The organism is Shimia sp. MIT910701, assembly GCF_047126315.1.
GTDB lineage: Bacteria > Pseudomonadota > Alphaproteobacteria > Rhodobacterales > Rhodobacteraceae > Shimia.
The window spans coordinates 3,883,028-3,907,943 of record NZ_CP138953.1 but is presented as its reverse complement, the minus strand read 5'-3'; the positions used below and the strand labels follow the sequence as shown (position 1 = coordinate 3,907,943).

The window sequence follows — 24,916 nt, the reverse complement described above, 5'->3', positions numbered from 1 at the left end:
AAATCGCATGACACAGTTCATCAACAAAAAAGAAGACATCGTTGCCGAAGCCGTTGACGGGACAATCGCCACCTCTGGCGGGCGGTTAAAGCGACTGGACGGCTATCCGCACATCCGCGTTGTTGTCAGATCAGATTGGGACAAGTCAAAAGTCGCAATCGTCTCGGGCGGTGGGTCCGGGCACGAACCGGCGCATGCCGGCTTTGTCGGCGAAGGTATGTTGACAGCGGCCGTATGTGGCGAGGTTTTTGCCTCGCCTTCCGTCGATGCGGTTCTTGCCGGAATTCTGGCGGTGACGGGCCCGGCGGGGTGTTTGTTAGTTGTCAAAAATTATACTGGCGACAGGCTGAATTTCGGTCTGGCCGCAGAAAGAGCGCGCGCTTTTGGCATCAGGGTCAATATGGTGATCGTCGACGATGATGTGGCCCTTCCAGACTTGCCACAAGCAAGAGGCGTCGCCGGTACACTGTTCGTACACAAGATTGCGGGGGCGCTGTCCGAAAACGGTGCAGATTTGGCGACCGTGACAGCCGCTGCCGAGAAAGTTATCAAAGGTGTGAGCTCGATCGGCATGTCGCTGGACACATGCACTGTTCCGGGGGCTCCGAAGGAAGAGCGCATCCCTCTGGGCAAAGCTGAGCTTGGTCTCGGTATTCATGGCGAAGCGGGGGTCGAACAGATTGATTATTCTGACGCCAAATCGGCCATTGGCCAATTGGTCGAAAAGCTGGCCACCTCTATTGATCCGAACAAACAATACGTGGCCTTGTTGAACAATCTGGGTGGGGCTTCGGTTCTTGAGATGTCCATTCTGGCTCATGAGTTGGTGAATTCGGGAATTGGCGCGCAGATTTCCCACATCGTTGGACCGGCAGCGATGATGACGTCGCTGGAAATGCGCGGCTTTTCAGTATCACTCTATTGTGCCAGCCCAGAGGAATTGATGGCCCTGCAAGCCACCACGCAGCTGAGCGCCTGGCCTGGCGTGAATTCAGTTAGTCCGGTTGAAATCATGCAATTGCCCGACGGCCTGAAACCCATTCGTCCGCTTGCGTCAGACCATGCCGAAACCCGGTCTTTCCTGACACATTGTTGCGAAATCCTGATCGCGGCAGAGGGCGATCTGAACGCTTTGGATGCAAAGTCCGGTGATGGGGATACGGGAACGACATTGGCGGGCGCTGCCCGCGCATTGCTTAAGGCGATGGATGAATTACCGCTGGCTGATCACACTCAGCTTTACCGGGCGATTGGTCAGGAGTTGAGCCAGACCATGGGTGGTTCTTCCGGCGTGTTACTGGCTATCTTTTTTGCCGCAGCAGGAGACGCAGCCTCAAGCGGTTTGTCGATGAGCGAGGCCTTGCACTCAGGTCTGAACCGAATGCAGGAGATCGGTGGCGCTAATCTGGGGGATCGTACCATGATTGACGCGCTCAAACCTGCGCTGGAAAAACTGGACGGTGGCTTGCCGCAGGCCGCCGAAGCCGCACGTGCAGGTGCCAACCAAACCGCGCACATGGATCGTGCCCGAGCAGGTCGGGCGTCTTATATCAATCCAGAGCAGCTGCGTGGCAATATCGACCCTGGCGCCGAGGCTGTCGCGCGATTATTGGAAAGACTCTCCGTGTGATGTTGCAAAGATAAATTCTGTACACTTCGCTGCAAGTTTCCCGATAACAAAAGCAAAGAGATAAAACCAATTTTTCGATCTCGGATGGTGGTCAAAAAATGTGAAAACAGCACTTATTTGACGAACGTTGTAGTGCTTCCGGTTTGGGGCTTCTTTGCGATGGCCGATAGCAGCAATTCGCGGTCGACATTAATGAGAAGTACGGTATTCAGTGAAGGCTCGTAGCTGCCGATCGCCGCAACTTGGTTGAACGGCGCCAATGCGGACGAAGCTGCCGCTCAGGAATTGAAACCGAAAGTCAGCTTTTGGTTTCCAACGACCAGTCCAGTGCTTTGACCTCAAGGGCTTCATCTCTCAGGTAAAAATGAAAATGCCGTGTGCCAGACCCTTCCAACATGATCCAAGGTGTGGGCTCCATATCGTCTCGGGTGTTGCCTGAAATTTCGTAGAACTCGCCCCATGACGGCGCAAGCCCGCTGAAACGGCATTGGCCGTCATACCATCCATGGTCATTTACTGGTGTCACACGATACCGCTCGCAGCCTTTGAAGTAGACCGTGATCATAGGTACGTCCTCGTATTCACGATAGACATATGGATTTGGCCGCATATGGGCCAACAGCGTTTCGCCGTTTTGCTCAAGCTTGAGGGCGACATCGTTTGGATGCGCGTTCCAATCTTTATTGAGGCGCGTAATTGTCGGCAGATCGTCAGTTTGGAAGTACCAAGGCAGTTCGTCTTTAGGCGTCCACGTGACCAAAAGACGATTTGGGCGCTGTGCTAATGGTCGCAGAGTGTCCGTAGGTTCGTTGATCAATACTGCAACACTGCCGCGCCCCGCCAGCTTCCAGCCCGTCAGGCAATTCCTTATCCGTCGCCCATCGACTTGAGCGATCGACAAGTTTCGATCTGCAACCTGCAATACGTCTCCTGCCTCTGGAACATGTGTGAGCTGATCCAACATCAGGACAGTTCGAGGCTTCCCAGCTTCATCGTCTGGCAGGTTAAATACATCGGTCAGGCGACCCTTGGGTTTGCGCACACGGTTACTCCACTAGATGAAACTGAAGTTACCCGTAATGATAAACCTTTGAAAGCAGACACTCGGGCACCGCGCAGCATTCGGTAAATTGGGCTCGATGCAGACCTTAGCTGCGCTGTGATCTAACGTCCGCTAAGGGCCGTTGCAAGGCCTTGCGAAGATGGCTTTCCGACTCTGAAACGCAGAGCGTTGACTCGGGGCTGATAGGGCTTGAACAGCCGCTGCTTTCACTATCGTGGAGAGCTTTCTCAACAACAGTAAACGCCTGCTCTTCGGCTGCAGCTCCGAAACGTCTTGTTCAACTTGGACTGAACGCAGCATTTTGAACATTCCGCTATCTGTTAACCCGCTTTCGAGCGAGACTGCCGCCTCCTACCAATTATTCCTTCGTCATTTCCGCCAAAATTCTGTCGAATAACGCGACTTTCTGTTCGTCAGAAAGGACTTGTGGCGCAGAGGTCTTGACCGTTGCGATTTCCTCGAAAAGTGCGGAACGTTCTTCGTCGCCAATTGTTCCGTAGTGCCGTTGTGTGGTTGCCTCGCTGTCATGGCCCATGTTTTGCGACCACGCGCGGCGCTGGCGCTCAGTCAGGGGCCTGCGGTCTCGTTCCGCCGCAATGGTATCCTTTACAGAGTGAGGGGTGTATTTTACTGCAGTGTCACGACAAGCGACCGCAAATGCCTTTGACACCGCGTTTTTGGATGCCATGGGCTCAATTGGGGCTCGACAAGGGTCTTTGAGGTCCTTGCGGTGTTGAAGCACTCGAAGGTTAGGGAAGAGCGCGTCCTGCCCCGACAAGCCCTTTGACGCCAGTACATCAATCCAGTCTTCTATCGCACTTGCAAAACTGTCCGATATCGGAAACCAGTCAATCTTAAGGCTCTTGCCGTTCTTGGCTCGCGATACATTCGCGTCCTGCAAGATCTTTTTGTCTACCGCATCAAAATGGCAGATGCGCAGTGAGGTAATCGTGTCCGCCCTCAACGCGCCGAGATAAGCGATGGCCACCATGGCGCGGGCCCGTTTGTCCGCAAGTTTCTCGGAGGGCATACCCAGCAAGAGCTTTTTAGCCTCTTCAATGCTAGGGTAAGCCTTTTCCTCGGAGGCAAGAGCTTTCGCATAAATGGCCTTAGGCATTTTCAAGTAGTTTGGCAAATCTTTAGGCAGGCGCTTAAAGCCATCCTGCTTAATCAACCATTCCAGAAAAGCCATGATCTGCGAAGCCTGATGCGACACAGTCGATCTCGACTTCCGCGCTTCACCTTGTGCCGAAATTGCGTCTTTGAGCGCGCTGCGCACCAAATCCACATCGCGAATTGTGAGTTTTTCAAAAGGTTTTCCATCGAGTACATCTTCAAAAATGTCCGTCGTCAAAGTTTTTGGAACCAAAAGCGGCGTGAACTAAGAGAGTGTTCGGCTCATCGGGTCGGTTTGATTATGCTGCGCGTTGACTGTGATGCAAGCGTCGCGCTTCGAATGTCTTCCGTTTGATCCTTTCTCGTTGTTCCAGAATGGCTTGGTCACGTCCGAAGTAGACATCGGCTGGTGTGACGTTTTTCAGGCTCTCGTGATATCGCTGGTGATTGTAATGATCGACGAAGGCTTCGATTTGGTCTTCGAGATCGCCGGGCAGGAAATAGTTTTCCAGCAAGATCCGGTTCTTCAAAGTTTGATGCCAACGCTCGATCTTGCCCTGCGTCTGGGGATGATACGGCGCTCCACGTGAATGTTTCATGCCTTTGTCCTGCAGCCACTCAGCCAGGTCACCCGAGACGTAACTGGAGCCGTTGTCGCTGAGTAGGCGCGGTTTGTGGACAACGTGGACCTGATCGCACCCTGACGCCTGCAAAGCCAAGTCCAGCGTGTCAGTCACATCCTCCGCCCGCATGGTCGTGCAGAGCTTCCACGAGATGATGTAGCGGCTGTAATCGTCCAGGATTGTGCTGAGATAGAACCAGCCCCACCCCAGAACCTTGAGATAGGTAAAGTCGGTCTGCCAAAGCTGGTTGATGGCCGTTGTCTTATGCTCGAACTCATTCGCGGCTTTCAGCACGATGAATGCTGGGCTGGTGATCAGGTCATGTGCCTTGAGCGTGCGATACACTGTGGATTCCGATACAAAGTACCGTTCTTGGTCTGTGAAGGTCACCGCCAACTCGCGGGGTGACAGCTCTGTCTCTTTCAAGGCGAAGCTGACGACCTTGCGCTTCACCTCGTCTGGAACGCGGTTCCAAACGTGTTTGGGCTTGGGAGACTGATCCTCAAGACCAGCCTCCCCGCGCTGCAGGTATCGGTCGTACCAACGGTAGAATGTGGTGCGAGGGATACCCAGTTTGGCCAATGTACGACGCGCTGACAGATGGCTTTCTTCAACCAACCGGATGATCTCCAGCTTCTCGGATGCGGCATACCTCATTCGTGGTCGCCCCCATCGCCTGTCATGCTTTTTTTGAGAAGACGCAGTTCCAATGTTTGCTCCGCGACAACCTCCTTGAGATCCTTTGCTTCGCGGCGCAGTTCTTTCACCTCGTCAGTGTTTGCGGCACGCGCTGTATCGCCCGCCAGCCGCTTCTTACCGGCCTCCATGAAGTCCTTCGACCATTTGTAGTAAACGCCTTGAGAAATCCCCTCGCGGCGACACAGTTCAGCTATGCTGTCCTCGCCACGAAGACCATCAAGGACGATACGGATCTTCTCTTCCGCCGAATACTGTTTACGGGTGGCGCGCTTGATATCTTTAACGATCTTCTCGCCAGGGCTCTTCGTAGTCTTTCTCATCTTCCACTCCTTAGTGGTTACGATGAGCCAGAAACTCTCCCTTATCAAATCACCCTAATTGGACCCATAGGTGCTGACGTCAGACAGTTCGCGTATTTGCCATATTTAGCGCAGTGTTGAATCGCCATCTCCTGCGCCTCAGGGGTAAGTGTCGGTATCTCATCGTACGCGTTGTATTTAAGCGCAATCCCATTTTTGGATGCGAAATCTTGGACTGGCGCTGTCGGGGTGCAGGCCGCCAAACCTAGCGCAGTAATCGCGGCGATAGACAACAGGATTTTGGTCATAGTGGTCTCCTCAAATAACAAACATGACTTAGGGTCATTTGCGAATGTTTCCTTGAGGAGATCCGCCGAGTTTTTGGTTTTAGCCGCCAAATTGGGGGCTCGGTCTTGCTCCAAGTGAAGCCCGCTAGAAGACTAACCTGCAGAGTTAGTCGCACTAGTTGGTCGTCTCCGCTCGGACGGCGTGTTATGATTGTACGTCAAGTGCTTAGGAGATTTTCTGGGTCCGAAGCCAATCATCGACAAGTGTGAGTTTCCTATAGATTTCGGAAAAAATTGGAGGGACTGTAGTGGGCGGGTATGGCTCAGGCAGAATAGCTAGAACCATTAAGGCGGAGAATTGCCGGTCCTTAGATGTAAACAAGTTCCACAGATCTGGTTGTTTAACGGCTGGTGCCAGCGGGTGTTGGGTTTGGTCTGTCGATGGTAAGGAGGTTGCTCGCATCTCTTATAGGGCAAACAGGAACTGCCTGACGCTGGACTACCGAGTTCGTCAAAATGGCGGCGATTGGGAGCCAATAGAGCAGCCTGTGCCTTTGGAGTACGTGGACTGTCACTATGGCGGCCAGCGCCCCTATTTTCGATGTCCTGGCGTCGTGAATGACGCTCGTTGTGGAAGGCGCGTTGGCAAGCTGTTCTCTGGTGGGAGGTATTTCTTATGTCGTCATTGCTATTCGATTGCCTACGCAAGCCAATCTGAAGAGCGTTATGACCGCCTGCTTCGTAAGGCTAACAAGCTACGTGTTGCTCTGGGTGGAGAGCCGGGAGCAGCGCATTTCGTTGCTAGGCGTCCAAAGGGAATGTGGGTTCGTACCTATGAGCTTAGATGTCGTGAAATACTTAGGTGCGAAAATCTTGCCTCGGTCTTGTTTATGGAAACATTTGATGACAATTAGCTTTTTGAATTTATTCAACGTATCGCTGAATTGATAGGCGGAAATTACGTGCGAGAGAGAGCCGAACGAATCTGATTGAAGCCTGTTTGTCTATCTAGAAACCTCAATAAACACGGCGGTCGCATCGTCCGAGATTTTGCGCTGTGGGAGTTCACTTTGAACCCGCGCGAAGAAACTCTCCAAGTCAACGCACCCTTGCGAGATGCCTGCCAGCTCTCTGCGTGTAAAAAGTGAGTGAAACCCGTCTGTGCTCAGAATAATGCGGTCTCCTGGCTGAACGTCAAAGGAATTTTGATAGAGTGTATAATCGGCGTTTCGTCCCGAAAGAGCAGAGTAAATGACATTTTGTCTAGGGTGGCGCTTTGCTTGTCCCCTTGTGATGATGCCGTTTTTTAAAAGCCGTTGCACTTCGGTTTGGTCTTCGGTCCTGCTTAATACTCCAGGCCCTCGGAAATGGGTGATGCGGGTATCACCTACATGCCCGACCTCAGCGACCCCGTTTTCAATGGACAAGCATGTTAGAGTGGTGCTCATTTTCGCTAAAGATTGGTTTTCGCTGGCCTGGCGACGGATTTCAGCGCTTGCACGTGCAAAAATCTCATCCATCAAGCCAAAACTTGTCAGGGAACTTTCTACTTCGCTAATTGCAATTTTCGCTGCTGTTTCCCCACCAGCATATCCTCCAACCCCATCAGCAATCGCAGCAACCCAAAAATCGTCTTTGTTTAAAGGTGCTAGGCTGCAGTCTTGGTAAGCTCCCTTTGGCCCAACGATAGACAATGTTTGCGATGTTAGTTTCATGCTTTTAAGTGAGATTTCTTAGTGTCGGGTGCAGCTGTTCATTGTCTGTTGTTATGCACTGACAGACACGTGAAAACTGATACTTGAAATTGAACTCGGTTGCTATGACTTCGGCAGAAATTCTGGCAGCTTGTTCATCAGAAATTTTTGGCCCAGCCATTTCCATAAAGGTTCTGGCGACGTACCAGCGGTTGTGACTAATCCCGAGCAACATCAAGCCTAGTGTGATTTGCGAACGAACAGGCAAATCCGCGTGCTCATAAAAAGTCTTTGCCCGATTGGTAAGCACATCGCAAAAATCGAAACCGAACACGCCAGATGACAAAAAGTTAGAGTACATTGTAGCCAGAGAGCTGAACATCCCTGGGTCTTCGGCTCTAATGGACAAGATGTGTTCGGAAGTTAGAACTGTTAGAACGTTATCGTTAGATGTTCCTGCATCCTCGTTTCCTTCTAGAAGATCAAAGATGTTGTCCCATTGCTCCGATGAAGGCGAATCCTCGGCTTTCAGAATGGCGACAACTTCTTCTTCCTCGGTTGATGTGAAAGTGACATTCGTTTCTTGGATGGCTTGAAATAGCGCCGCCCTTACTTCGATCACTGATTGAAGCCGCCGTCGGGCTTTGACCTTGGTGCATTTGGAAATAACTTCGCCAATCGGCCCAGTCAAATTTAACTCTAAGTGAGGCGTGCGAGTTGCACCATTTCCAAAGATATCGTGTAGAATTGCGCCTACCGCGTAGATATCGGCCAAATGGGTGGCTCGTTTGAAGTCGACGGCACACTCAGGAGCACGATAAAGTAACGTTCCTCCACCCATGTTCGTTCCAGTCAACGTCGACGTTTGGCCAGCACCTGGTGTGCTCAACCCAAAATCGGAAATTTTATACCTTTTGGTGCCATCCTCTTCGCGGAAAATCAGAATGTTATCAGGCTTGAAGTCACGGTGGTAGAAACCGCTGTCGTGTAAGAACTCCAGGCCTTGAAGAATTTGCGACAATGCGTCCGTGTATTCTCCATTTAGTGACCGGTCTTGGTTCAGTGCGTCTGCTAGGCTCTCGTTCGCACATGGCATAATAAACCATGGATCAGGGCCACTTAGGTCCGAGTCCAAGATTTCAACAATATTTGGGTGAGAAATGCTTTGTTGATACCGCACCTCTCTCTCAAATCGTTTCCGAAAATCACTGTGAGCCTCTGGGGGACAGACACTAAGGTTGAGTGTCTTTCGAGCAAACTTCATACCTTGCCCGTCGGTTACAAGTTCAACGATGCCGAAGCCACCTCGGCCAAGTTCCTTAATAACCGTGTAAGCCAACTCGCATATCTCCAAAAATAAGGGGGGCAAAATGGGGGGCGCTTGAAGTTTATCAGCCCCCAACATCCTGAAAGAAATGGATTTTTCAGGATATAATGGCGGAGACGAAGGGATTCGAACCCTCGATACCGTTTCCGGTATACTCCCTTAGCAGGGGAGCGCCTTCGACCACTCGGCCACGTCTCCGCGGACCCGTATATTTGGCACTTCCCGCAGACACAAGGCCCAAATCTCACGAAAGTCAGAAATTTGGTGATTGGATTTTGGGCGGGCGTAAAGGCACCTGTAAAGAACGCTCGCGAGATGGCCTCTCTGCCCCTAAGCTTCTCACAACATTTGTTTTGGGAGGACGTGACATGAGTTTGGATGAGGAGATGTTCCTAAAGGGGCTGGCGGCACGTAAGGCCACGTTGGGGGCAGAGTATGTGCAGAACATCTTGGACAACGCTGATGACTTTCATCGCCCGTTTCAGGAGGCAATGACCGCTTGGTGCTGGGGTTTTGGGTGGGGAGACGACACGATTGATGCCAAAACCCGTTCGATGATGAACCTGTCAATGATTGCGGCGCTTGGAAAGATGACCGAGTGGGAGATCCATCTGCGCGGGGCTTTATCCAATGGCGTGAGCAAAAACGAGGTGCAGTCCATCATCCATGTGGTTGGCATCTACTGTGGGGTGCCTCAGGCGCTGGAGTGTTTCCGTGTGGCCAAGCGGGTCTTTGCTGAGGATGAAAAGTAATCGTTTTGCCACAAGGTGTTACGATTTTCTCTCCACCCGTATGATCCGCTTTGCACAGGACCGCGTATTGAGGATATGGTGAGTGCAACACTTGATATCCCCCGCGCCTCGGCCGCAAAGCCGAAGGTGCGTCGCAACGAAAGGCAGCGTGTGTCGCAAGCCAAAGCCGCGCCCTCGCAGGAAACCCTGTGGATGATTGCCGTGCGTGATCATCGCGACAAGGCTGCGTTTGCGTCTCTGTTTGCCCATTTCGCACCACGGTTGAAAGGCTTTGTGATGCGAAACGGCACCTCCGCCGCGCAAGCGGAGGAGATCGTGCAGGACGTGATGCTGACGTTGTGGCGTAAGGCTCATATGTTTGATCCGCATCGCGCACAGGTCTCGGCTTGGGTTTATCAAATTGTTCGCAACCGTCAGATCGACGTCGCCCGCAAGGAAAACCGGCCCATGCCCGAAGCTCTCAAAGAAGAGCCGGAGGCCGAGCCCGATGCGACGCAGATTGTGGCGATTGAACAGGAAACGGGACAATTGCGTGCCGCGCTTGCCAAGCTGCGCCCGGAGCAGCGTGAGGTGATAGAAAAGGCCTATTTGGGCGAGCTGACCCATCAGGAGATCAGCAACCAAACCGGCCTGCCGCTTGGCACCATCAAATCACGCATACGTCTCGGGCTGCAGCGCCTTCGACACGAACTCAAAGATCTCTCGGAATGAGCCAGCCTATGCCCGCAATCACTCATCATATCCCAGAGCCAATGATGGCCGCCTACGCCGCCGGCACCCTGCCGCATGCGTTTTCCCTTGTGGTGGCCACGCAAGTTTCCATGTCCGCGGAGGCGCGTGCCACCCTTCAGGCGCATGAAGCCGTGGGCGGTATTGTTCTGGAGGATACCAGCTCTGTGGCTGTGTCTGACAATATGAAGTCCAACCTCCTGTCGATGCTCGATGATCCTATGCCGGAAGAACCGGTGTATACACGCAATGGCGTGTACCCTGCGCCGGTGATGGAAGCGCTCAAAGGGCGGGAACCACGTTGGAAAACGCTTGGCATGGGTGTGAAACAGGACATTTTGGCCGAAGATGAGTTTGGGTCCGTCCGGCTGCTCTACATTCCACCGGAACAGGCGGTGCCGGATCACGGTCACAACGGTCTGGAAATGACGCTTGTGTTGCAAGGCAGCTTTAGTGACGAAACTGGACACTTTGGTGTTGGAGATGTGGAAGTGGCCGACGAGACGTTGGAACACACGCCCATTGCCGGGGCAGGGGAGGCTTGCATCTGCCTTGCCGCCACGGACGCCCGGCTAAAGTTCAACGCCTTTGTACCTAGATTGCTGCAGCCGTTGTTCCGCATCTAGGCGCCTGCATGTGTCAATGGTCGCACTTGCGCTGTTTCCCAGCCCTTAAGGTTTGACGGCATCCCAACCGGGAAACACCTTGGGCCGTGGTTTTTCACTCTGTGTGGCACGTAACATGTCCAGACTGCGCTCGACCTCGGCTTGAGTCATATCGCGCGCAATGACAACAATCCGCGTTTTGGTGTCGTTTGGGTCCCAATTGGTCAAAGGCTCTGGACGATCAAAGATGTGTTGAACACCGTGAAACACAAACGGTGTTTCAATGTCTTTGAGAAAGACAATGCCCTTAACGCGCAGAAGGTTCGGTCCTTTCAAGGCAACCAAAGTGTCCAGCCAGTTATCAAAAACCTCGTCAGCAACCGGCGTGTCCAGCGTGATGGACCCGGATTGAATGCTTGCATTATGCGGCGAAAACACAGGTTGGGACGGCGCTTTAGACAAACCGGATAGATTGGCCAAAGGGTCTGTTGGCGCAGGGCTTGGCTCTTGTCGTGTCATCCAGGCTAGCGCTTGGGGGCCTGTTGCCTCGCGCCGAATGCCGGACAGGCCAAACATCTTTTGGGGATCGTAGGCGACATCCGTCGCAGTGATGATTTGTGCCGTGGGATTGGTGTCTTTGAGGCGGGCTGTAAGTGCGGCGACTTCAGCGCCAGACACCAAGTCGGTTTTACTGAGCACCAAGAGATCTGCGGTGGCCGCCTGAGAGACGGCTTCAAATTGCGCGTCCAGAGTCTTTTGTCCGTTGGCGGCATCTACCAAAGTCACCACCCCGTCCAAAACACATGTCGTCACCAGTGCATAATCCATCAAGAGTGTTTGCCGGATTGGCACCGGGTCGGCGAGCCCTGTGGTTTCAATCACCACTCTGTCGAAGGCCAAGTCACCCTGTTCGCGGCGATCCAAAAGGTTGGTCAGGGTGTGGGACAGGTCTCCCCGGATGGAGCAACAGAGGCAGCCGGAGGCCATAAGGACCACTTCCTCGTCAGCGACCTCAATAAGATCATGGTCCAGTCCAACTTCGCCAAATTCATTCACAATCACCGCGATGCGATCAGGATTGTCTGAAGATAGAATATTGTTGAGAAGCGTGGACTTTCCCGCGCCGAGAAAGCCCGTGAGCAGGGTAACGGGAAGGCGTGTTTCGGGCATGGGGCACCTTTGGAATTGGGGGTGACAGCGGCCCGTATAGGTAGTGTTATATTATATCAAAATCAACATCTACTTACCGCGATAGATCAGCAAGTCCGGCAGGAATTGCAGGCTCTTCATTACCCAGGAAAACGGGCGCGGGAAATCGGTGCGGAACCGTTCGGTACGCATTGCCTGAACCACCCGAGCGGCGGCGTCCTCGGCCTGCATCAACATCGGCATCGCAAAACTGTTTTTCTCGGTCAAGCGGGTTTTGATGAAGCCAGGGTTGATCAAGCGCACCGTCACGCCGGTGTCCTTCAGGTCATGGCGCATGGTTTCTGCCAGGCTCACCAACGCGGCTTTGCTCGCGCCGTACCCAATGGCCTTGGGCAAGCCGCGATAGCCAGCCAGGGAGCCAATCAAGGTGATGTCGCCATGGCCTTGCGCGACAAACTTGGGGGTGACCTCTCCCAACACCCGCATCGCGCCCATGAAATTCACATCCGCCATTTGCAAGGCTGCATGGCTGTCCCAGTCCGTGGCGGGCATTGGGTCATAAGCGCCGGCATTGTAGATCACGCCGTCGATCCGTCCGACAGATTTGGCGGCAGCCCGCACCGCGTCGGTATCGGTCACATCCAGGATCAACACGCGGGTGCCAGGCAGGGCGGAACACAAGCTGGCCAGCCGCTCGCCATTGCGGGCCGATAGGATCACCTGCGCGCCTTCTTCGCTGAGTTGTTCCGCAATCGCGCGGCCCAGCCCTTCGCTTGCCCCGATCAGCCAATATGTTTTGCCTGCAAACTCAATCATTCGCCCGGCGCCGTGGTTGGGGTGTTCTCAGACAACAGGGTGGTCGGCGCCGGTTGCTTTTTGAGAAACGGCGCTTTTTTGACCCATAAGATGATCGCCTGCCAATGGATCAAAGCCACAACGCGCGCCGCGCCGAGGGGACGGCGCAGTGCGGCCCACAATAAGCTGCGGCTGCGGGCAGGTTTTCGTGGCCCGGCCAAAGTGGCAATCACACCCTGGTCACCGTTTTCATAGGCGATCCGGATGCGCACCAGGTCAGGGGTAAACGCGAAGTTGAAACGGTAGTGCCCCTCAACCTTTTGAAACGGGGAGACATGCATCAGCTTTTTTGCGGTCAGCCGATCAGAGGGCGCAATCGGGCGAAAATCCATGTGAGCGCAGAAGTAGCAGTGCCGGTCGCCAAACGTGTTGTTGACCTCTGCCACAAAGGCACAGGGCTGATCGTCAATGACGGCCACCCAGAAACTCACCGGATTGAAATGGAACCAAAGGAAACTCGGCTGGGTGAGTAGCAAAAGTTGTGCTTCTTCAACGGGAAATCCACGCTCAAGCAACACGTCCCGAAACCATTCCAAGCCGCTGCCGTGATCACGTGCGCCACCATGACGGTGATCCCACAGCGACCAGAGGTTAAACCCGTTGCGCGAGAGCACAGCAGGCAATTTGCCGGGGGCGTCGAGATCGACAACAACAAAGTCCACGCCGTATTTGAAGGCGTTTTTCAGCCCGCCACGGCGGGCATGCATCGTCTCTGCTTGAATGTGGTCCAAAGTCATATGAGTGTTACGCCTATCAAACCGGTTTGGTTCACTCCTGTTCTCCAACACATATGGATTTTTGAAAGAGTGAACCAATCAAATTGGCGCGCCGTATCCCCTTTCAAACGATCAGAAAAAGAGGACCACCATGTTTGATCAGAGCATCGGCAGCCGCCGCAAGATCGCCATCGTTGGCGCCGGGATTTCCGGCATGTCGGCGGCCTATTATCTGTCTGAACAGCATGATGTCACCCTCATCGAGGCTGCGCCACGTCTGGGGGGACATGCGCGCACGGTGGTCGCCGGCAAAAACGGTGATCAGCCGGTCGATACCGGCTTTATTGTGTTCAACTATGCCACGTATCCCTATCTGACCCGCCTGTTTGAGGAACTCGATGTACCGGTGGCGAAAAGCGAAATGAGCTTTGGCGCTTCGATCAATGACGGTTGGCTGGAGTATGGCCTCAACAACCTCAAAGCCATCACAGCACAGAAGCGCAACCTGTTGCGTCCCAAGTTTTACGGGATGATCCGCGACATTTTGAAGTTTGGCAAATATGCCGAAACCGCTGCGGACACCGATGACATCACCATTGGTGAGTTGGTGGATCAGCTCAAGCTCGGCACATGGTTCCGCGACAACTACATGATGCCGATGTGTGGGGCGATTTGGTCCACGCCCATTGCGGATATCGACCAGTTCCCAGCCAAATCTCTGGTGCAATTCTTCAAAAACCACGCTTTGTTAGCTGGCAGCACGCCGCACCAATGGTGGACCGTAGATGGTGGCAGCATTGAATATGTCCGCCGGCTCGAGGCGGCGATGGTTCGGCGTGGTGTCACAATCCGCACCGGCGCGCCGGTCACGAGCGTGACACGTTGTATGCTTGACGGGCGTGCAACGCCGGGTGTGCAGGTGGCGATCAAAGGCGCTGAGGCGCAAGAGTTCGACGACATCATTTTTGCGTGTCATTCCGATCAGACGCTGGCGATCCTCGGGGATGCGGCCACCACAGCGGAACGGGCGGCGTTGTCCGCGATCCGCTACCAGCCCAACCGCGCGGTGCTACACCGCGATGACAGCGTTATGCCCAAGGCGCGCGATTGCTGGTCCAGTTGGTCCTACCGCTCCCAAAACGGCGCAATTGGCCTGAGCTACTGGATGAACCGGCTGCAAAACATCGACGAAAGCGATCCGCTGTTTGTCACTCTGAACCCGACGTCTGAAATCCGTGCGGAGCTGGTTTACGACGACGTCACTTTTGCCCATCCGGTGTTCGATAAGGCCGCAATCAAGGCCCAAAAAGACATCGCGGCGATGCAGGGCCTCAACCGCACGTGGTTTGCGGGGGCGTATAACCGGCATGGCTTCCACGAGGACGGCATTGCCAGCGCGATGGCGGTTGTGGACTTGATCGGCGCGCAGCAGGTTGCTGCGCCAACGGATCTGACCCAGACCCGCGAAGCCGCAAACGGAGCGTGGTTGCGCGACGCAAGCTGATCGTGTCTTCACCCAATCAACATAAATATGGCTACCCACGGGTGAGCCTCTATGCCCTGATGCTCGCTGCGGCGGGCATCCCGCTCTATATCCATTTGCCGCGCTTTGCCTCGGTTGAGCTGGGCATAGGATTGGCGGCGCTGGGCAGCTTGCTGCTGGCGCTGCGGGTGATCGATTTGGTGCAAGACCCTCTGATCGGCTGGGCGATTGATCGCTTCCCCAAAGCGCAAAATTTCTTTGCGTTGAGCGCAGCCTCCGGGCTGGCCATCGGCTTTCCACTGTTGTTTTCCGTGACGGGGCAAGGCGGCATGCTGCGCCTCACCGTTGTTCTGATCTTGCTGTTCTCCGCCTACAGCCTTGGCATGATCCTACTCTATGCGCGCAGCGCCACTTTGGCCAAAACGCCCACCACACCGGACCTGATGCGTTTGGCGGCTTGGCGTGAGGGCGGGATGCTCACCGGTGTGATCCTCGCGGCCATGTTACCGGCGCTTTTGGTAGGCATGGGGGCTGCAGGTGAAGGCTATGGCGCTTTTGGTTGGGCGCTGGGCGGCGTGGCCGTGGTGGCTGCGGTGATCAGCTATCCGATCTGGCAACGCCCGGTGATCAAAGGCGAAAAACCCTCGTTGCAAGGCCTCGCACAAGCCGGCGCGCTTAAGCTCCTGCTGCTGGCCTTGGTCAACAGCCTGCCGGTCGCAATTACGTCCACGCTCTTCCTGTTTTTTGTCGAGGACCGCCTGATGCTCGCAGGCCAAGCCGGCCCGCTTCTGGTGTTGTTTTTCCTTTCGGCAGGTCTAAGCGTGCCGCTCTGGACTCGACTGGCCAACCGCGTGGGTGGGCGCCAAGCGCTCCTGATTGCTATGCCGTTGGCAATCGGCAGCTTTGTTGGCGCGGCCTTTTTGGCGCCGGGTCAAATGGCGGGCTTTGCGGTGATCTGTTTGGCGTCTGGCGCAGCTTTGGGCGCGGATATGGTGATCCTTCCGGCGCTCTTCTCCGTATCCCTCACAAATGCAGGGCTCAACGCAGCGTTGGCCTTTGGCGTTTGGTCCTTTGCTGGAAAACTGGCCCTTGCTCTGGCGGCATTCTTTGTATTGCCGCTGTTGCAGGCCGCCGGGTTTCAGCCGGGCCAAACCAACGCGCCAGAACCGCTGACAATGCTGACCATTGCCTACGCTGTGGTGCCCTGTGTGTTGAAACTTTTTGCGTTGGCCCTTGTGCTGACTTTGCCCACCAAGGAGGCAGTGGCATGAAACTGTTCACCCTTTTCCTGATGATGACCCTCGGACTGGTCTATATGAAATCCCGGCTGTTTAGCTTCCGCGCCCAAACGGCTTCGGATTATGCTGGCCTCGGCCCCGCAATTTCCCTGCGCGAGCATCTGAACGGAGAGATCCTGTCAGAAGGTCTGATCTACGGTCCCAACGGGCGTGTGACCAACAGCTTTGTCGCCAAAATGGTCGGCCAATGGGAAGGCAACAAAGGCACGCTGAGCGAGGCGTTTACCTACTCCAATGGCAAACAACAGAACCGCAAATGGTTCCTGACCATGGGCAACGACAACCGGTTTACCGCCACGGCCGATGACATTGTCGGCGAGGCCACCGGCGAGGTGTCTGGCGCAACGATCCGCATGGACTACACCATCGTGCTGCCTGAGGACTCCGGCGGTCACAAACTCAACGTGACCGATTGGCTCTATCTGACCGAAAGCGGCGTGATCATGAACCGCTCAGAGATGCGCAAATTTGGGCTGAAGGTGGCGGAACTCGTCGCCACCATGCGGCCGCAGTAGAACGCTTAGCCTTTCTTGGCACCGATCTTCGGCTCGGTGCCAGCCCGCAGACGGGCGATGTTCTCATGATGGCGGGCAAAAACAATCACCGCTAGCAGGATCGCCAGAACGACTGCGCTGCCATAGCCTAAAATCAGCATCCAGACGGCGCTGGAGGCCGCCGCCACCAAAGCGGAGAGCGATGAAATCCGGCTCACCGCAGCGGTCGCCAGCCAAGTGAGACAGCAGGCAATGCCAACAGGCCACGCCAAAGCCAACATCAGGCCGAGGAAGGTCGCAACCCCTTTGCCGCCTTTGAACTTCAACCACACCGGATAGCAGTGGCCCAGGAAGGCCATCAGCCCCGCCACCTGCGCCGCGTCTTCGCCAGCCATGGCCCGCGCGATCAGCACGGCCACCGCTCCTTTGCCGCCATCTAGGATCAGGGTCAGCGCCGCCGCCTTCTTGCTGCCAGTGCGCAACACGTTGGTGGCGCCAATGTTACCTGATCCAATCTCGCGCAGATTGCCCAGCCCCATGACCTTGGACAAAACCATGCCAAAGGGGATCGACCCCAGCACATAGCCAACAACCGCCCAGAGCAGCAGGGCAGGCAACGCAGTTTCCAAGACGGGCATCAATCTCTCCGGTATACGGCCGCACCGGCCACGTAAGTTGCCAGCACCTTACCCTGCAGGCGGGCGCCGTCAAACGGCGTGTTTTTGGATTTGGACTTCAGCTTAAACCGGTCGAGCACAAACGGCGCATCCGCGTCAAACAGCACCAGATCCGCAGGCGCCCCCGCTTCCAACCGGCCACTGTTGAGCCCCAGACGTTTGGCCGGGTTCAGCGCCATGGCGCGGAACAGTTCCGGCAGCGTCAGGCTGCCGTTGTGATAGAGCCGTAGTGCCGCTGGCAGCAGGGTTTCCAGCCCCACTGCACCAGAGGCTGCTTCCTCAAACGGCAGGCGCTTGCTCTCTTCGTCCTGCGGCGTGTGCATCGAGGAAATTGTGTCAATCAACCCGGATTTCACCGCGTCGATCAGCGCCAATCGATCCTCTTCCGCCCGCAGCGGCGGCTTGATTTTAAAAAACGTGCGATAGTCCGCCACGTCCAACTCGTTCAGTGTCAGATGGTGGATCGACGTGCCCGCCGTCACGTCCAGCCCGTTCTTCTTGGCGCGCTCCAAAGCGGGCAGGGCCCGGGCGGCAGTGATCTGATCGGCGTGGTACTTTGCGCCGGTCATCTCCACCAGCGCCATGTCTCGGTCCAGCCCCATACGCTCTGCCATCGGCGACACCGCTGGCAAACCGCGCAGCGCTGCAAACTTGCCCGCCGTGGCCGCCGCGCCTTTGGACAGGCCCGGGTCCTGCGGATGCGCAATCACCAACGCGCCACAAGAGCGCGCATAGCTCAACGCGCGGGACAGCACCTTGGGGTCGGTCACCACGTTGTCGCAGTCGGTGAAGGCCACCGCGCCCGCATCCAACAAGAAGCCGATCTCCGTCATCTCTTTGCCGTCGCGGCCTTTGGTCAACGCCGCCATCGGCAGCACATTCACCGGAGCGGCCTCATTGGCGCGGCGTTCGACAAACTCCAGCACCTCCGGCGTGTCGATCGCCGGGAGCGTGTCGGGACGCGTGACCATGGTGGTCACACCACCCGCCGCCGCCGCTGCGCCAGCGGATTTGTAGCTTTCCTTGTGGCGCTCCCCTGGCTCACAGACCTTCACGCCAATATCCACAATCCCCGGCGCCAGACATTTGCCACCGCAATCGACAACCTCATCTGCCTGTGGCGCGGCCTCATAGCCCACCTCTGCAATGACGTCATCGGCCACCAAGACCCACCCAAGGGCGTCGCTGTCCTTGGCCGGATCAATCAAACGGGCGTTTGTGAAGAGCGTGCTCATTGTAGGTGCCTTTCGATGGCGGTTTTGAGGGTTTGAGGGTTGGGCAATCCAGTAATTTTGAGCCCGTCTGCCAACTTGGAGCCTTTCACCTTAAGGGTGTCATAGCTTGCCGTGACTTCGGTTACTGCCTGATGCGTCAGTCGATCACCATTTGGGAGCAGTGTTCTCCGGTTTGTCACGACAACGGGCCGTTCAAAAACACCTTGTGTGAGCTTTCTATGAAGGCGTGTCGCAAGAGGGGTGATCCCGAGCGCAATTATCAAAAATGTCAAAATGTGAAGCGCAGATCTGTCGAGCATGTTTTCTGGCAACAGATCGACCACAAAGAAATAGTAGAGCAGGCATGCGACACACATAATTGCGTAAAGCACGTAAGCCGGTCGTATGTTGTAGCTTTGGTTTTGAGCAAAGACGATGCTTTCCCCATCTTCCAATTCGTATCCATACAAATCGTCGTTCATGACGTTATGCACCTTTCACGCGCTCAATCGCGGCCATGGTGGCCTGCGGGTCCGCTTGGTATTTGATCAGGTGCTTGTCGCCGTTTTTCGTGACCACCTGGACAAAGCTGCCCAATTTGTTCAGCTCGGCAATGTTGGTGAGCGCAATCGCCCGCCCGCCGCGGCCAAGCAGCCGTTGGTTGGTCAAATCCCAGCGCACGGCCAATTCATCAGACATCAGGTAGCCCGCGCGCACCACAACCGCGGCCAAGCCTCCAACGGCACCGGTCCAGACATAAGGGTTGCCCACGGCCCACAAGATGCCCATGCCGGCGGCCATGGCTCCGGCGGCGATCCAGGCGTTGGTGCGCACATAGCTGCTGCGTTCGCCTTGAAAGCTCTGCATCACGGTCTCGCCGTCCAAAAGCTCTGCGGTGGGTGTCAAAAGATCAGGCATCACAAAATCCAGAACAGCAGCACGCCCAGTACAAGCGCAACAAGGGGCAGGGCCACGAGGGCCAGCAAAAGTGTCATATGTGGGTTGGAGGACGGGGCGGGTGGCGTTTCCCCACCGGTCGGGGCCGCGCCTTTGGCGCTTGCATCCGGCAGCGGTTCAAAATGCACCGGCGCGCCATCTTCTTTGTAGGTGCCAATCCAGCGCAGCGGCGCTTTGGGGGACAATGTCTGCGCCACGCCATCAAAGGCCGCCGACAGCACAACCAGCACCCAGCCCTTTTGCGCCGCCAAGCGCGCGGCGTCTTCGTCCACGTCCTTTTGGGCAATGCCAAGGCCTTCGACCATGTAGCCGGTCAGGCCAAGCTCTTCGAGGTCGCTCACCGGGAACAGCTCGATGAAGTCTTCATCCAGATAGGTGAAACCAAGCGCCTCCTTCAAAGGCCAGGACAGCAGCGCGCCATCTGCGCCAGTCTTCTGTGCACGAAATGTGTCCATGTCCTCAGACGGCAGATCAACGGCAAACAGCCTCACCAAGCCACGTTCTGAAGAGGAGACCTGCACGTGCCTTAGCCCCCGATCCAGATCATCAGGCCGACAAAGGCAAACATCACCAATAGCGCCACGGTGGCGACCATGCCGGACATGCGCGGGTCTTTGGGATCTTCGCTCATGCCATCACCTCTGTCTGGCGGGAGGCACGCAGGTTGCGCGCCAACAGGTCCATCGCCGCCATACGCACGGCCACGCCCATTTCCACCTGCTCCTGAATGACCGAGCGGTTGATGTCGTCGGCAATCTCGCCATCGATCTCCACGCCGCGGTTCATCGGGCCGGGGTGCATCACAATCGCATCGTCTTTGGCATGGGCCAGCTTGGCGGCGTCCAGACCATAGCGGTGATAATACTCGCGCTCCGACGGAATAAACCCGCCGTCCATACGCTCTTTCTGAAGGCGCAGCATCATCACCACGTCCACATCCTTGAGACCTTCTTCCATGTCTTCATAAATCTCCGCACCGAACTCTGCGAAATTGCCGGGCACCAATGTCGGCGGCCCGATCAGGCGCACGCGGTTTTCCATCTTGCCGAGCAGGATCAGGTTGGAGCGCGCCACACGGCTGTGCGCAATGTCGCCACAGATCGCGATGTTCAGGCGGTGCAACCGGCCTTTGGCGCGGCGAATGGTCAGGGCATCAAGCAACGCCTGTGTTGGGTGCTCATGTCGACCATCTCCGGCGTTCAGCACGGCGCAATTCACTTTCTGCGCCAGCAGGTCCACCGCACCGGAATGGGGGTGACGCACGACCAACAGGTCAGGATGCATCGCGTTGAGCGTCATCGCCGTATCAATCAGCGTCTCGCCCTTTTTGATCGAACTCGCCTGCATCGCCATGTTCATCACATCGGCGCCCAAACGTTTGCCCGCGATCTCAAAACTCGCCTGTGTGCGGGTGGAGTTCTCAAAGAACATGTTGATCTGCGTGAGACCGGCCAGCGCATCGGAATGCTTCTGCGCGCGGCGGTTCTGATCGACGTATTGATCCGCGAGGTCCAGCACGGTGGTGATCTCTTCGGGCCGCAAAGGCTCGATCCCCAAAAGATGCTTGTGATCAAAGCGCATGTGCTGCTCCTTTTGCCGAGATTGGCCTGCTTATATGAAGGCGGAGAAGGCGGGGCAAGCACCCGTCGTCGGGATCGAAGACTATGCGCCCTTTTGTCTGTCGATCAGCCGGTCTACTCTGCGGCTATGGAATCGGCATTGGACTATCATACGGCGCGCGCCTTGCTGGAATGGCATGTGGAACTTGGCGCCACCGAAGCCATTCTGGACGCGCCTCTGGACCGCTACGAAGTCCCCAAAGAAGACCCCAAGAAAAAAGCCGCTGCGGCCATGCCGGAGGCGCCTGCCGCACCGGTTCGTAAGCCCGCGATCGATCCGGTGGCGGAGGCTGAAAAGGCCGCAAAAGCCGCAGGGGATCTTGCTGCGCTGGAACAAGCCTTGGCGCAGTTTGAACATTGCACCCTCAAACGCGGCGCGCGCAAAATGGTCTTTGCTGATGGCAATCCCGCCGCGCGCGTTATGGTGCTTGGGGACGCGCCGGATCGGGATGAGGATCGCGCAGGCAAACCCTACATGGGCCGCGCTGGCACTTTGTTTGACAATATGTTTGCCGCGCTGGACATGGGCCGCGATGTGCCGCTGAGCAAAGACGCCGTCTACATCGTGCCGGTTGTGCCCTGGCGGGCGCAACGGGGGGGCGAAGTGCCGCCAGCCGTTTTGGCCATGATGCGTCCCTTTGTGGAGCGCCATGTGCAACTGGTCGCGCCCGACTATATTGTGGTGATGGGCAACGCCGCCTTGGAGTGCGCCACCGGCAAGCGTGGCATCAACCGGGCCCGTGGCGAGTGGCAGACATACTTTAACAAACCGGTGCTGCCGATGATGAGCCCCTCGGACCTGTTGCGCCGTCCGGCTCTAAAACGTGAAGCATGGGCCGACCTATTGAGCCTGAAAGCCAAACTGGACGCGACCCCATGAAGATTCTCGCCTTCTCCGACCTGCACCGTGCTGCCCCTGCGGCCCGTCGCCTTGTTGAGATGAGCCAGGACGCAGATCTGGTGATTGCGGCAGGGGATTTTACAAACCACCGCATAGACTTGCCCGGAGCCTTAGACCTGATCGCGGGCATCACCGCGCCGATCCTCATGGTGCCGGGCAACAACGAAAGCGAAGACGAATTGCGCGCCGCTGCGCCCAGCAACGCCACGGTCCTTCACGGTGAGGCGAATACCTTCGAGGGCCTCAATATCTTTGGCCTCGGCTATGCCGTGCCTGTCACGCCCTTCAAAGACTGGTCCTGCGACCTCGACGAGCAAACCGCCGCCAACATGCTCACCGCCTGCGAAACCGCCGACATCCTGATCAGCCACTCGCCACCCAAGGGCCATGTTGATGTGACCTCCACCGGCCTCTCACTTGGCTCCACCGCAGTGCTTGAGGCAATAGAGCGCATTGCGCCGCCCTTGGTCCTATGTGGTCATATCCACGATTGTTGGGGCCAGTCGTCGCAGGTTGGCCCGTCCAAAGTTGTGAACCTCGGACCCACCGGCACGTGGTTTGACATAGAGCCATCCGCCTAGGAGACCGCCATGGGCCGCATCGACGAAAGCAAAACCTTCATCCCCGTGAAGATCGCCATCCTGACAGTGAGTGACAGCCGCGACCTCAGCCAAGACCGATCTGGCGACACACTGGTGGCTCGGCTGGAAGAGGCGGGGCACGTTCTGGCCGACCGCACAATCATCAAAGACGAACGCGCCGAAATTGCCGACCAACTCCGCGCATGGTGCGCGGATGAGGCCATCGACGTGATCATCTCCACTGGCGGCACCGGCCTCACCGGGCGTGACGTCACTGTGGAGGCGCACCGCGACGTTTATGAAAAAGAAATCGAGGCCTTTGGCACTGTTTTTACCATGGTGTCGATGCAGAAAATCGGCACCTCCGCTGTGCAATCCCGCGCCACCGGCGGCGTGTCCAACGGCACTTATCTCTTCGCGCTGCCCGGCAGCCCGGGTGCCTGCAAAGACGCTTGGGACGAAATCCTGAAGTACCAGCTCGACTACCGCCACATGCCCTGCAACTTTGTGGAAATCATGCCGCGGCTGGACGAGCACTTGAAGCGGTCCAAGTAATTTCAGGCCTCCGCCAAACTTTTTGACAGAAAATGTGACGGAACGTTTGCACCTGTCCGTATCACCTATGCGTGCCTTGGCTTTTGACCCGGGCAAGCGCATCATGGACCATACCACCGACGCTGGGAGGCGAGGCAGATGAGATTTTTGCGGCAAAGTCTGACGGGGCTGTTTTTGCTCTCCGCTACAGTGGCTTTGATCCTTTATGCGGGCAGCCTTGTTTTTAACGCTGTCGAAGAGCGTATGGCCCGCGACAGCAAAGGTCCGCCTGCGCGCGAGCGTGTCTTTACGGTCAATGTAAAAACCGCACAGCCCGGCGCAGAGACACCGGAATTGGTCGCCTTTGGTGAGGTGCAAAGCCGCCGCTCTTTGGAAGTCCGCGCCGCTGCCGCAGGCACGGTGATTTTCCTATCCGAGAATTTTGAGGACGGTGCCAATGTCTCAGCGGGCGAAGTGCTCGCCAAAATTGACCCCACCAAGGCCCGCTATGCCTTGGACCGCATCGCTGCGGACCTTCTGGACGCAGAAGCGGAACAGCGCGACGCGGACCGCACGCTGATCTTGGCGCAGGACGAACTGAAATCCGCCGAGGCGCAGTTGGGTTTGCGCCAAAAAGCCTTTGATCGCCAGATCGACCTACAAGAGCGTGGCGTGGGCACCGCGGCTGCTGTCGAAGTGGCTGAGCTGGCGCAAGCCGCCGCGCGTCAGTCTGTCTTGTCCAACCGCCGTGCTTTGGCACAGGCTGAGGCCCGCGTGGATCAGGCCAAAACCCGCCTGGACCGCACCAAGATCCTGCTGGCCGAGGCGCAGAAAGACCTCGACGACACCATCATCACCGCGGATTTCTCCGGCACGCTGTCGGAGGTCAACATCGTGCAGGGCGGTTTGGTCTCTATGAACGAACGCCTTGCGACTTTGATCGATGCACAAGCTCTGGAAGTGGCTTTCCGTGTGTCCACCACGCAATACGCACGGCTTTTGGATGACGCCAACAACCTGCAACGCGCGGAAGTCAAAGTGGCTATGGATGTACTGGGTGCAGACCTGACGGCAACTGGTGTGATTACCCGCGATGCCGCCGCCGTGGGCGAAGGCCAAACCGGGCGCGTACTTTATGCCCGCCTTGATGGCCCGCGCGGCCTGAAGCCCGGCGATTTTGTCACCGTGCGCGTACGCGAACCCGAGTTGGAAGACGTTGTGCGTTTGCCTGCCACCGCGATCAACGCCGCCCATGAGGTGCTGGTTGTGGGCGAAGGCAACCGCTTGACCACCCAAAAAGTCCGCCTTGTGCGCCGGCAAGGCGACGACGTGTTGGTGCGCGGACGTGGTTTGGCAGGGCAACAGGTGGTGTCGCGTCGCACACCGCTTTTGGGTGAAGGCATCGCGGTGAAGCCCCTGACCGGTGAGGAAAAAATCCCCGACGCCCCAGCCATGGTCGCCTTGAGTGAGGAGGAGCGCGCCAAGTTTGTCGCCGCAATTGAGGCCAATGGGCGCATTCCGTCAGACGCCAAAAAACGCATGTTGCAGGCGCTCAGCCAACCGGAAGTGCCCGCGCGTATGGTGGAACGCCTGCGCAGCCGGATGGGGGGCTAA

26 protein-coding genes and 1 tRNA gene are annotated in these 24,916 nt (G+C 56.5%); 11 read left to right on the top strand and 16 right to left on the bottom strand.

Translation table 11 applies throughout. The annotated features are described in order from the left end of the window. Positions 1 to 7 precede the first annotated feature (7 nt). On the top strand, positions 8 to 1,630 hold the full coding sequence (locus SIB38_RS19025; RefSeq protein WP_412550818.1) for a dihydroxyacetone kinase subunit DhaK: 1,623 nt from the start codon (positions 8 to 10) through the stop codon (positions 1,628 to 1,630). A 298-nt stretch (positions 1,631 to 1,928) separates the two neighbouring features. On the opposite strand, the gene SIB38_RS19020 is transcribed toward SIB38_RS19025, so the two are convergent. From SIB38_RS19020 to SIB38_RS18990, 7 genes are all read right to left on the bottom strand, one after another. Further along, positions 1,929 to 2,672, bottom strand: coding sequence for a hypothetical protein (locus SIB38_RS19020; protein ID WP_412550817.1), 744 nt, complete (start codon positions 2,670 to 2,672; stop codon positions 1,929 to 1,931). Between the two features lie 379 nt (positions 2,673 to 3,051). After that, positions 3,052 to 4,047 carry a tyrosine-type recombinase/integrase gene (locus SIB38_RS19015; RefSeq protein ID WP_412550816.1) on the bottom strand — a complete coding sequence of 332 codons (996 nt, stop codon included), beginning with the start codon at positions 4,045 to 4,047 and terminating at the stop codon, positions 3,052 to 3,054. A 61-nt stretch (positions 4,048 to 4,108) separates the two neighbouring features. Next, positions 4,109 to 5,451 (bottom strand): IS3 family transposase gene (locus SIB38_RS19010; protein ID WP_412550264.1). Its coding sequence is split into 2 segments (ribosomal slippage): positions 4,109 to 5,124 and positions 5,124 to 5,451, totalling 1,344 coding nucleotides; the frame shifts between segments, so codons are not numbered across the junction. 44 nt (positions 5,452 to 5,495) lie between these two features. After that, positions 5,496 to 5,738 carry a hypothetical protein gene (locus SIB38_RS19005; RefSeq protein ID WP_412550815.1) on the bottom strand — a complete coding sequence of 81 codons (243 nt, stop codon included), beginning with the start codon at positions 5,736 to 5,738 and terminating at the stop codon, positions 5,496 to 5,498. Positions 5,739 to 6,721: 983 nt separating this feature from the next. Further along, positions 6,722 to 7,432 (bottom strand): PP2C family protein-serine/threonine phosphatase, encoded by a 711-nt coding sequence (locus SIB38_RS19000; protein ID WP_412550814.1) that lies wholly within the window; start codon positions 7,430 to 7,432, stop codon positions 6,722 to 6,724. Positions 7,433 to 7,436: 4 nt separating this feature from the next. Beyond that, complete coding sequence (locus SIB38_RS18995; RefSeq protein WP_412550813.1) at positions 7,437 to 8,750, bottom strand: serine/threonine-protein kinase; 1,314 nt, start codon at positions 8,748 to 8,750, stop codon at positions 7,437 to 7,439. A gap of 96 nt (positions 8,751 to 8,846) precedes the next feature. Next, positions 8,847 to 8,936: transfer RNA gene (locus SIB38_RS18990), tRNA-Ser, on the bottom strand. Between the two features lie 170 nt (positions 8,937 to 9,106). On the opposite strand from SIB38_RS18990, the gene SIB38_RS18985 reads away from it, so the two are divergent. The 3 genes from SIB38_RS18985 to SIB38_RS18975 all read left to right on the top strand — a co-directional run bounded on the left by SIB38_RS18985 (position 9,107) and on the right by SIB38_RS18975 (position 10,845). Next, positions 9,107 to 9,490: a carboxymuconolactone decarboxylase family protein gene (locus tag SIB38_RS18985; protein ID WP_294116515.1), complete on the top strand. Its 384-nt coding sequence runs from the start codon at positions 9,107 to 9,109 to the stop codon at positions 9,488 to 9,490. A gap of 75 nt (positions 9,491 to 9,565) precedes the next feature. Further along, positions 9,566 to 10,201 carry a sigma-70 family RNA polymerase sigma factor gene (locus tag SIB38_RS18980; RefSeq protein ID WP_294116513.1) on the top strand — a complete coding sequence of 212 codons (636 nt, stop codon included), beginning with the start codon at positions 9,566 to 9,568 and terminating at the stop codon, positions 10,199 to 10,201. 8 nt (positions 10,202 to 10,209) lie between these two features. After that, positions 10,210 to 10,845 carry a ChrR family anti-sigma-E factor gene (locus SIB38_RS18975; RefSeq protein ID WP_294116511.1) on the top strand — a complete coding sequence of 212 codons (636 nt, stop codon included), beginning with the start codon at positions 10,210 to 10,212 and terminating at the stop codon, positions 10,843 to 10,845. Between the two features lie 45 nt (positions 10,846 to 10,890). Here the strand turns inward: SIB38_RS18975 and SIB38_RS18970 are convergent, their stop codons facing one another. The 3 genes from SIB38_RS18970 to SIB38_RS18960 form a co-directional block, all read right to left on the bottom strand. Then, complete coding sequence (locus tag SIB38_RS18970) at positions 10,891 to 11,994, bottom strand: CobW family GTP-binding protein (RefSeq protein WP_294116510.1); 1,104 nt, start codon at positions 11,992 to 11,994, stop codon at positions 10,891 to 10,893. A 69-nt stretch (positions 11,995 to 12,063) separates the two neighbouring features. After that, the gene (locus tag SIB38_RS18965) at positions 12,064 to 12,789 is read right to left on the bottom strand and encodes an SDR family NAD(P)-dependent oxidoreductase (protein WP_294116509.1); all 726 of its coding nucleotides are present in this window, start codon (positions 12,787 to 12,789) and stop codon (positions 12,064 to 12,066) included. Beyond that, entirely contained in the window at positions 12,786 to 13,565 is a 780-nt protein-coding gene (locus SIB38_RS18960; protein ID WP_294116508.1) for a DUF1365 domain-containing protein, read from the bottom strand. Before SIB38_RS18960 ends, SIB38_RS18965 begins: the two co-directional genes overlap by 4 nt. 130 nt (positions 13,566 to 13,695) lie before the next feature. Between SIB38_RS18960 and SIB38_RS18955 the strand changes: the two genes are divergently transcribed. The 3 genes from SIB38_RS18955 to SIB38_RS18945 are packed head-to-tail and all read left to right on the top strand — an operon-like array spanning position 13,696 to position 16,840. Further along, on the top strand, positions 13,696 to 15,048 hold the full coding sequence (locus tag SIB38_RS18955; RefSeq protein ID WP_412550812.1) for an NAD(P)/FAD-dependent oxidoreductase: 1,353 nt from the start codon (positions 13,696 to 13,698) through the stop codon (positions 15,046 to 15,048). A 59-nt stretch (positions 15,049 to 15,107) separates the two neighbouring features. Further along, positions 15,108 to 16,298 (top strand): MFS transporter, encoded by a 1,191-nt coding sequence (locus tag SIB38_RS18950; RefSeq protein ID WP_412552065.1) that lies wholly within the window; start codon positions 15,108 to 15,110, stop codon positions 16,296 to 16,298. Continuing rightward, a complete protein-coding gene (locus tag SIB38_RS18945; RefSeq protein WP_294116506.1) occupies positions 16,295 to 16,840 on the top strand; it encodes a DUF3833 domain-containing protein in 546 nt (181 codons plus the stop codon). Before SIB38_RS18950 ends, SIB38_RS18945 begins: the two co-directional genes overlap by 4 nt. A 5-nt stretch (positions 16,841 to 16,845) precedes the next feature. Here SIB38_RS18945 and plsY read toward each other — a convergent pair whose 3' ends face one another. The 6 genes from plsY to SIB38_RS18915 form a co-directional block, all read right to left on the bottom strand. Continuing rightward, positions 16,846 to 17,457 carry a glycerol-3-phosphate 1-O-acyltransferase PlsY gene (gene plsY, locus SIB38_RS18940; RefSeq protein WP_294116505.1) on the bottom strand — a complete coding sequence of 204 codons (612 nt, stop codon included), beginning with the start codon at positions 17,455 to 17,457 and terminating at the stop codon, positions 16,846 to 16,848. Beyond that, positions 17,457 to 18,731 (bottom strand): dihydroorotase, encoded by a 1,275-nt coding sequence (gene pyrC / locus SIB38_RS18935; protein WP_294116504.1) that lies wholly within the window; start codon positions 18,729 to 18,731, stop codon positions 17,457 to 17,459. The genes plsY and pyrC overlap by 1 nt, the downstream gene beginning before the upstream one ends. Next, complete coding sequence (locus SIB38_RS18930; protein WP_294116503.1) at positions 18,728 to 19,192, bottom strand: hypothetical protein; 465 nt, start codon at positions 19,190 to 19,192, stop codon at positions 18,728 to 18,730. The genes pyrC and SIB38_RS18930 overlap by 4 nt, the downstream gene beginning before the upstream one ends. Positions 19,193 to 19,196: 4 nt before the next feature. Further along, positions 19,197 to 19,628, bottom strand: coding sequence for a hypothetical protein (locus tag SIB38_RS18925; RefSeq protein ID WP_294116501.1), 432 nt, complete (start codon positions 19,626 to 19,628; stop codon positions 19,197 to 19,199). Continuing rightward, positions 19,628 to 20,122 (bottom strand): hypothetical protein, encoded by a 495-nt coding sequence (locus SIB38_RS18920; RefSeq protein ID WP_294116499.1) that lies wholly within the window; start codon positions 20,120 to 20,122, stop codon positions 19,628 to 19,630. Before SIB38_RS18920 ends, SIB38_RS18925 begins: the two co-directional genes overlap by 1 nt. A gap of 172 nt (positions 20,123 to 20,294) precedes the next feature. Beyond that, positions 20,295 to 21,248, bottom strand: coding sequence for an aspartate carbamoyltransferase catalytic subunit (locus tag SIB38_RS18915; RefSeq protein WP_294116497.1), 954 nt, complete (start codon positions 21,246 to 21,248; stop codon positions 20,295 to 20,297). Between SIB38_RS18915 and SIB38_RS18910 the strand changes: the two genes are divergently transcribed. The 4 genes from SIB38_RS18910 (at position 21,228) to SIB38_RS18895 (ending at position 24,916) form a co-directional block, all read left to right on the top strand. Continuing rightward, positions 21,228 to 22,166 (top strand): uracil-DNA glycosylase, encoded by a 939-nt coding sequence (locus tag SIB38_RS18910; protein WP_412550811.1) that lies wholly within the window; start codon positions 21,228 to 21,230, stop codon positions 22,164 to 22,166. The two genes, SIB38_RS18915 and SIB38_RS18910, sit on opposite strands and share 21 nt — an antisense overlap. After that, positions 22,163 to 22,768, top strand: coding sequence for a metallophosphoesterase family protein (locus tag SIB38_RS18905; RefSeq protein WP_294116495.1), 606 nt, complete (start codon positions 22,163 to 22,165; stop codon positions 22,766 to 22,768). The genes SIB38_RS18910 and SIB38_RS18905 overlap by 4 nt, the downstream gene beginning before the upstream one ends. A gap of 9 nt (positions 22,769 to 22,777) precedes the next feature. Continuing rightward, on the top strand, positions 22,778 to 23,323 hold the full coding sequence (gene moaB / locus SIB38_RS18900; protein ID WP_294116493.1) for a molybdenum cofactor biosynthesis protein B: 546 nt from the start codon (positions 22,778 to 22,780) through the stop codon (positions 23,321 to 23,323). A 138-nt stretch (positions 23,324 to 23,461) separates the two neighbouring features. After that, positions 23,462 to 24,916: an efflux RND transporter periplasmic adaptor subunit gene (locus SIB38_RS18895; RefSeq protein ID WP_294116491.1), complete on the top strand. Its 1,455-nt coding sequence runs from the start codon at positions 23,462 to 23,464 to the stop codon at positions 24,914 to 24,916.

Coding starts and splice junctions, on each gene's coding strand:
- SIB38_RS19025 (WP_412550818.1), top strand. CDS start 8: ATGACACAGTTCATCAACAAAAAAGAAGACATCGTTGCCGAAGCCGTT.
- SIB38_RS19005 (WP_412550815.1), bottom strand. CDS start 5,738: ATGACCAAAATCCTGTTGTCTATCGCCGCGATTACTGCGCTAGGTTTG.
- SIB38_RS19000 (WP_412550814.1), bottom strand. CDS start 7,432: ATGAAACTAACATCGCAAACATTGTCTATCGTTGGGCCAAAGGGAGCT.
- SIB38_RS18985 (WP_294116515.1), top strand. CDS start 9,107: ATGAGTTTGGATGAGGAGATGTTCCTAAAGGGGCTGGCGGCACGTAAG.
- SIB38_RS18980 (WP_294116513.1), top strand. CDS start 9,566: ATGGTGAGTGCAACACTTGATATCCCCCGCGCCTCGGCCGCAAAGCCG.
- SIB38_RS18975 (WP_294116511.1), top strand. CDS start 10,210: ATGCCCGCAATCACTCATCATATCCCAGAGCCAATGATGGCCGCCTAC.
- SIB38_RS18970 (WP_294116510.1), bottom strand. CDS start 11,994: ATGCCCGAAACACGCCTTCCCGTTACCCTGCTCACGGGCTTTCTCGGC.
- SIB38_RS18965 (WP_294116509.1), bottom strand. CDS start 12,789: ATGATTGAGTTTGCAGGCAAAACATATTGGCTGATCGGGGCAAGCGAA.
- SIB38_RS18960 (WP_294116508.1), bottom strand. CDS start 13,565: ATGACTTTGGACCACATTCAAGCAGAGACGATGCATGCCCGCCGTGGC.
- SIB38_RS18955 (WP_412550812.1), top strand. CDS start 13,696: ATGTTTGATCAGAGCATCGGCAGCCGCCGCAAGATCGCCATCGTTGGC.
- SIB38_RS18950 (WP_412552065.1), top strand. CDS start 15,108: ATGCTCGCTGCGGCGGGCATCCCGCTCTATATCCATTTGCCGCGCTTT.
- SIB38_RS18945 (WP_294116506.1), top strand. CDS start 16,295: ATGAAACTGTTCACCCTTTTCCTGATGATGACCCTCGGACTGGTCTAT.
- plsY (WP_294116505.1), bottom strand. CDS start 17,457: ATGCCCGTCTTGGAAACTGCGTTGCCTGCCCTGCTGCTCTGGGCGGTT.
- pyrC (WP_294116504.1), bottom strand. CDS start 18,731: ATGAGCACGCTCTTCACAAACGCCCGTTTGATTGATCCGGCCAAGGAC.
- SIB38_RS18930 (WP_294116503.1), bottom strand. CDS start 19,192: ATGAACGACGATTTGTATGGATACGAATTGGAAGATGGGGAAAGCATC.
- SIB38_RS18925 (WP_294116501.1), bottom strand. CDS start 19,628: ATGCCTGATCTTTTGACACCCACCGCAGAGCTTTTGGACGGCGAGACC.
- SIB38_RS18920 (WP_294116499.1), bottom strand. CDS start 20,122: ATGGACACATTTCGTGCACAGAAGACTGGCGCAGATGGCGCGCTGCTG.
- SIB38_RS18910 (WP_412550811.1), top strand. CDS start 21,228: ATGCTTGTGATCAAAGCGCATGTGCTGCTCCTTTTGCCGAGATTGGCC.
- SIB38_RS18915 (WP_294116497.1), bottom strand. CDS start 21,248: ATGCGCTTTGATCACAAGCATCTTTTGGGGATCGAGCCTTTGCGGCCC.
- SIB38_RS18905 (WP_294116495.1), top strand. CDS start 22,163: ATGAAGATTCTCGCCTTCTCCGACCTGCACCGTGCTGCCCCTGCGGCC.
- moaB (WP_294116493.1), top strand. CDS start 22,778: ATGGGCCGCATCGACGAAAGCAAAACCTTCATCCCCGTGAAGATCGCC.
- SIB38_RS18895 (WP_294116491.1), top strand. CDS start 23,462: ATGAGATTTTTGCGGCAAAGTCTGACGGGGCTGTTTTTGCTCTCCGCT.